The following is a 6,205-nucleotide window of genomic DNA, read 5'->3' as shown; positions in this document are numbered from 1 at the left end:
CAGAGCCGCGCGCGTGAGCAAGCGGGGGTTATGGTTTCGTACGGAAACCAACCACCGCTTGCTCACGCGCGCGGCTCTGTTATGGAAAACACACCCGGCGCAGGTGGGCCGCCGACACGCCACGCAGGCGCAGCGCTTCCAGCAGACTATCTTCAAAGTTGGGAATGTAAACGCGCAGGAAGCTCGCCTTGGCTCCGTCGGGGCGCGGATTAATCTGCACCCAGGGCAGGTCGGCGGGCAGCACCACGGCCTCGCCCGGCCCCAGGCGCAGCGCACTGCCGGAATCCGCCGCGACACCAGAAGCAGCTTCGTTCAGCGCGCCTTCTTTGAGCGCAAGAGACAGATCGCCTGTGTGCACCTCCAGCATGCCCTCCAACCCCACCCAAATCTCCATGCGATTCTCGGTCAGATGAACTTGCGTGGAGCGCACTTCGCAACGCTCGGTGGCGAACAGCGGACACGCAGCGAGTAGCGTGCGCTCCATCGGCGGCAGCGACATCTCGACAGGGCTGGTCAGACCCGAAGGCGTGTCCCACGCAATTACCTCAAGGCCTTGCTCAACGTGCAGCGCGCGCGGCTGGCCGTCCGTGCCGGGGCGGCGGTAATCGTAGAGGCGGTACGTGATGTCGGAGTTCTGCTGAATCTCGCAGATAGTCAGTCCCGCGCCGATGGCATGCACCGTCCCGGCTGGAACATAGTAGCTCTCGCCCGCGTGTACCGCGCGCCAGTCAAGCATTTGTTCGATCGCGCCGCTGGTGATCGCCTCGCGCAGCAGCTCAGGATTGCCGCGCAACCGCTCGCGCGCCTCGGGCAGGAAGCCCACGGCGAGCGCGGCGGGTTTGCCGTCCACCGGCTGCGCGTCCAGCACGTGCCACATTTCCGTCTTGCCCCAGGAGGCCGCTCGCGCCGCCGCGGCATCGGATGGATGCAACTGTACACTCAGCTTGTCGCTGGTAAAGAGAAACTTGACCAGCAGAGGGAACACCGCCGCGCCGGTGGGATGCGCGCGCATCTGCGCGCCTAGCAGCGAGTGACCGCCGAGGCGCGTGGCCTCATTCAACGGCTTGCCCACAAGCGCCGCTGCGGCACCCGGCGCAATTCCATTTGGAGCGTCGGCGATGACGTTCTCTTCGCCCGTCAACCAGACTTCTCCGATGGGCGTCTCGCCTATCTTGTAATTGGGATAATACGCGCTGACATCGCCCACGCCCCACACGCGCTCGACAAAGCGAGGCGCGAGCTTCAGCGGCGCATCACAGCGCACCGTTGGAGATGAAGATCGAGAATCGGAAGGGGAGTTCACGCGCACAGGCCTCAATGGTTCAATGTAGCACAGGACTGGCGTCCATTGGCTCCCTGCGCATCTCCCACTGCTGTCATCCTGAGCGTAGCGAAGGACCTGCTTTTCGCTGGGAGCCAGACTCTTCAGGAAAGCAGATCCTTCGCTGTGCTCAGGATGACAGGTCGTTAAGATTGATGACGATTGAGATAGGAGGGCAGCAGGGCGAACAGCAGCAGGCTGGCGAAGTAGGCTGTGCCGGAGACGGGGTCGCTGGCGGTGAAGTATTCGAGCGGTGAGAGGTCGCGCAGCTTCCAACCGAGAATCATCTCCGCCGCGACTAGCAAGGCCAGAGCGAGGAATCCCACGGCCAAGGTATAACGGCGGGGAGAGGAGTGCTTGCTCGGTGGAGGGAATTGGCGCACGATCCAGCGCGCGGCGAGGAAGATCACCGCGATCATGATGGGCATCTCGATCAGTTCGGCGACACGCTCGGCATGCTCCGGAAATTGGCTGACCAGACGCGGAACCAGCCACAGCACCCGGATCGGTCCCAGGATGCCCCCCGCGCGAAGTAAGTTAGCGCTGCTTTAAGTGTGGTCATGGGCCCCGCCAGCTAGAATTGACCGGTGGCCAATCCATGGCTCAACAAGATCTGTCGCAATTGCTCGCTCCAGGGCTGATCGCGGTAACAATCAAATTGGACTGACCGAACCCCCACTTCGGCGGCCGCATTCACGTTTTCAAGGATGTCATCCAGGAAAAGCACTTCATTCGCTCTCACGCCGATCTAGCGAAGAATGAGTCGGAAGTATTCGGGGCCCGGTTTGGCGAGGCCAACCGTGCAGGAGTAGAACTCGCGATCGAAAATATTCCGGTAGCCGACTACCTCTGACATATAGCGAGCACGGCTGTGGCCTTGATTTGAAGCGAGGAAGCAAGGGATGCCCAATGCCCGCAGGGAGCGGATTCCTGCAACCATGCCTGGGTCGGCTTCTAGACTAATAGTCCAAGAACGGATAATGTCGTCAGCAGTTCCGCGGCAGCCCCACTGAGCGGGCAGATGCGCTACGCACTCTTCGAGCGAGCGTGTTCCGGTAAGGGCGTTGCGTTCAGCGGCAAATAGATCGGCGACGCAGGCAGGCAGCCGATCGGTAGGAATATTCAGGGAGTCGCGCAGAGGCTGCGCGTTGATGGAGAATCCCCGCTGAATCACCCCATCGGCGTCGAACAGAACAGCGCGAATTGCGGGTGATCCAGCGGGCATGAGTTATCCCTGCGCGGCGAAGAATTTGGCCAGGCGGTCGAGGCCCTTTTCCAATTGCTCCATGGAGGTGGCGTAGCTGAGGCGGAAGTGGGCGTTGGTGCCGAAGGCTTCGCCGGGGACTACCACCACGTCGGCCTCACGCAGCAGGCGGCTGGACAACTCTGTAACAGTCGCCGCGGCTTTGCCTGCACCCAAATATTTGCCGATGTTGGGGTAGGCGTAGAACGCCCCTTGCGGCATGTTGCAGACCACGCCGGGGATGGCGCGGAGCTTCGGCACCACGAAGTCGCGGCGGCGGCGATACTCGGCGAGCATCACAGGCACTGAATCCTGCGAGCCGCGCACGGCCTCGACGGCGGCCTTCTGCGCGATGGAAGACGGGTTCGACGTGCTGTGGCTCTGGAGCTTCCCCATGGCACCGATGATGGGCGCTGGTCCCAGCGCAAAGCCCACGCGCCAGCCGGTCATGGCGTAAGTCTTCGACAGCGAGCCGACCACGATGATGTTGTCCTTGGCGTTCTTAGCGCCCGCGAGTGAATAGGGCTTGGTCTCGTAGAAGAACTGGCAGTAGCATTCGTCGGTCATCAGCCAGACGTTGTTGGCGGCACAGACTTCCAGAATGCGCTCGGCCTCGGCCAGAGGGACCACCGCGCCGCTGGGGTTATTCGGCGAGTTGATGATGGCCAGCTTGGTGCGCGGCGTGATGGCCTTCTTGACCATCTCGGCGGTCAACTCGAAGCCGGACTCCTCACGCGTCTCCACCATCACCGGCGTGCCGCCGGCGTAGTTGATTAGATCAGCGAAAGTAACCCAGTACGGCACGGGCAGGATCACTTCATCGCCGGGATTAATGAGCGAGCTGATGGCGTTGAAGATGGCCTGCTTGCCGCCGGCAGTGGCGATGCACTCGGCGGGCGTGTAGGCCGTGCCGAAGTCGGCGGCGTGGCGATCAACAATCGCCTTGCGCAATTCCATGGTGCCGGGCGCGGCGGTGTACTTCGAGAAATTGTCGCGGATGGCCTTGATGGCCGCTTCCTTCACGTTGTCGGGCGTGGGGAAGTCCGGCTCGCCCGCGCCGAAGTCGACGAGGTCTTTGCCTTCCGCGCGCAGGCGTTCGGCCTCGGCGGCCACCGCCATCGTTGACGAGACGGAGATGCGCGAGACGCGGTCGGATAGTTTGATCTCTCTTTTTGTCATGTTGGCTGTGCTGTTGGCCATTGCGATTTCCTCAATTTGATTTCATTAAAATTCTTATCTGCTGATTTGGAAGCGGGAGCGGCTACAGCTTCCGCGTGCGGGGGGCCGTAGTGGATTTTGCGCGGTCTCCGTCGAGCTTGGCGTGCAGCCGCTTGGAGACCAGCGGAGGCACCAGCCCGCGCACATCGCCGCCCAGTTGGACGACTTCGCGCACCAGGCGCGAACTCAAATACGTGTAAGCGACGCCGGGCATCATGAAGACGATCTCGAGGTTCGGGTCGAGCTTGCGGTTCATCAGCGCCATCTGCATTTCGTTTTCAAAGTCGGAGACCGCGCGCAGGCCGCGCAGAATAACCTTGGCATGCTTTTTCGCGGCGTAGTCCACCAGCAGGCCGTCGAAGGAATCGATCGAGACGTTGGAGTAATGCTTGGTCGCCTCGCGCAGCATCTCGACACGCTCCTCGACGGAGAAGAGCGGGTTCTTGCCGGAGTTGCGCAAGACGGCGACGATCAGCGCGCCAAAGAGCTTGCTGCCGCGCTCGACCAGATCGAGATGGCCATTGGTGATGGGATCGAAGCTGCCCGGATAGACAGCAACCAATTTTTGCGACACGACCGCTCCTCAATACAATGCTCAGAGTGCCAAGACCTAAAACATAGAAAGTTCATTATATTCTTTAGTTTTCACGAGCGTCAATTGAAGGCGAGCGAAGGGCATGGGTAGAGCAGGCCGGAGGCCCGTCCCTAACTCGGGTGCAAACTCACGCCGTCAATTGAGCAGGACGGTGCAAGTCGGTTATGCTTTCTTCCTGCGCTGTGAAACGTTCTGGTGCGTGGAATGTTGGGAGACTGAGATTCAGGATGAAGATTTCGCTTACCCCGCTGAGGTTTCTGGAACGAGCGGCCCGGCTCTATGGAAATAAGGAAAGCGTGGTGTGCGGCGAGGAGAGCTTCACATACGCGGAGTTTGCGGATCGCTGCCGCCGTCTGGCTGGTGGGGTGCGCGCGCTCGGCGTGCGGTCGGGCGAGTGTGTGGCGGTGCTGAGTTGGAACTGCCATCGCCTGCTAGAGTCCTACTTTGGCGTTCCCATGGCCGCCGCCGTGCTTCTGCCCTTGAACGTTCGGCTGGCCGCTACTGAGTTGGCGGCGATCCTGCGCGACTCCGATGCGCGGGTACTGTTTTACGATGTGGAGTTCGCCGCTCTCGTCGAGGGTTTTCGTGCCGAAGCGCCTCAGTTGGAGCACTTCATTCCATTGACCGCACCGCCGAGAACTACCGACAACGAAGAACGGACCGAATTTCCATCCCCATTTCCAGGAAGCTACGACGATCTAGTGGAGTGGGCCGCGCCGCTTACGAATGACTGCACGGATGTAAATGAAGACGCCATCGCCGAGATGTTCTACACCAGCGGGACCACCGGTGCCCCCAAGGGCGTGATGCTGAGCCACCGCACGCTCTATCTGCATGCGTTAAACGCGTTGATTGCCAAGCAGTACACGGAGGACATGGCGCAAGTGCATACCATTCCCCTGTATCACGCCAACGGCTGGGGCAACGCGCACATGCTGACGGCAGTGGGCGCACGGCACATTTTGCTGAGAAAATTTGAACCAGCGGAGGTGTGCCGGTTGGTCGAGCGCGAAAAGGTAACCGCGCTATGCTTAGTGCCAACGATGGCCATCCTGCTGCTGGAATATCTGGAAACGACCGGCGACCGGCACGATCTTTCATCGCTCGAGTGGACGGAGCTAGGCGGCGCAGCGGCTTCTCCTGAGCTGATTCAGCGCATGGAGAAGACCTTCGGGTGCCTGTGTTACTGCGGTTACGGATTAACCGAGTCCGGTCCGGTGCTGAGCATCTCACGGTTCGGCGATATGGGCCGCGGAACGCACGAATCGGAACAAGCCCGCCGCAAGGCCATGACTGGGCGCGAGATCATTGGCGCAGAATTGCGCGTGGTGGACGAGCAAGGCGGGGCGGTCGCCAAGGATGGCCGGACAATGGGGGAGATCGTTGCTCGTGGCGATGGCGTGTTCGATGGTTACTGGGAGAATCCCATTGAAACGGACGCCGCGTTGCGTGATGGATGGCTGCACACGGGCGATATGGCCGTGTGGGACGAACAGGGCTTCGTTCAAATAGTCGACCGCAAGAAGGAGATCATTATCAGCGGCGGAGAGAACATCTCGTCGCTGGAGATTGAGCGCGCGCTCGCCGCGCATCCGGATGTGCTGGAGTGCGCGGTCATCGCCATTCCGGACGCGAAGTGGGGCGAGGTGCCTAAGGCGCTGGTGGTCCTAAGGAAAAATGCGACGACCACGGTGGAGCATTTGAACAGCTTTCTTGGCGGCAAGCTGGCCCAATTCAAAATTCCGCGGCAAATTGAATTCATCAGCGCGCTGCCGAAAGGCGGCACGGGGAAAATTATGAAAAAACTCCTGCGCCAGCCGCGCTAATC

At 61.0% G+C, this 6,205-nt stretch carries 6 protein-coding genes; 1 reads left to right on the top strand and 5 read right to left on the bottom strand.

Annotation, left to right across the window (positions count from 1 at the left end; translation table 11 throughout):
• Nucleotides 1-79: 79 nt before the first annotated feature.
• The 5 genes from EXQ56_11310 to EXQ56_11290 form a co-directional block, all read right to left on the bottom strand.
• Nucleotides 80-1,303: a hypothetical protein gene (locus EXQ56_11310; GenBank protein MSO21028.1), complete on the bottom strand. Its 1,224-nt coding sequence runs from the start codon at nucleotides 1,301-1,303 to the stop codon at nucleotides 80-82.
• Nucleotides 1,304-1,467: 164 nt separating this feature from the next.
• Complete coding sequence (locus tag EXQ56_11305) at nucleotides 1,468-1,839, bottom strand: hypothetical protein (GenBank protein ID MSO21027.1); 372 nt, start codon at nucleotides 1,837-1,839, stop codon at nucleotides 1,468-1,470.
• Between the two features lie 230 nt (nucleotides 1,840-2,069).
• Entirely contained in the window at nucleotides 2,070-2,546 is a 477-nt protein-coding gene (locus EXQ56_11300; protein MSO21026.1) for an HAD family hydrolase, read from the bottom strand.
• A gap of 3 nt (nucleotides 2,547-2,549) precedes the next feature.
• Nucleotides 2,550-3,764, bottom strand: a complete 1,215-nt coding sequence (locus tag EXQ56_11295) for a pyridoxal phosphate-dependent aminotransferase (protein MSO21025.1) — start codon at nucleotides 3,762-3,764, stop codon at nucleotides 2,550-2,552.
• Nucleotides 3,765-3,825: 61 nt separating this feature from the next.
• A complete protein-coding gene (locus tag EXQ56_11290) occupies nucleotides 3,826-4,356 on the bottom strand; it encodes a pantetheine-phosphate adenylyltransferase (GenBank protein ID MSO21024.1) in 531 nt (176 codons plus the stop codon).
• A 248-nt stretch (nucleotides 4,357-4,604) separates the two neighbouring features.
• Between EXQ56_11290 and EXQ56_11285 the strand changes: the two genes are divergently transcribed.
• Nucleotides 4,605-6,203 (top strand): long-chain-fatty-acid--CoA ligase, encoded by a 1,599-nt coding sequence (locus EXQ56_11285; protein MSO21023.1) that lies wholly within the window; start codon nucleotides 4,605-4,607, stop codon nucleotides 6,201-6,203.
• Nucleotides 6,204-6,205: the final 2 nt, after the last annotated feature.

The sequence above is a fragment of the Acidobacteriota bacterium genome, assembly GCA_009691245.1.
GTDB lineage: Bacteria > Acidobacteriota > Terriglobia > 2-12-FULL-54-10 > 2-12-FULL-54-10 > SHUM01.
This window is presented reverse-complemented; position numbering and strand designations above follow the sequence as displayed.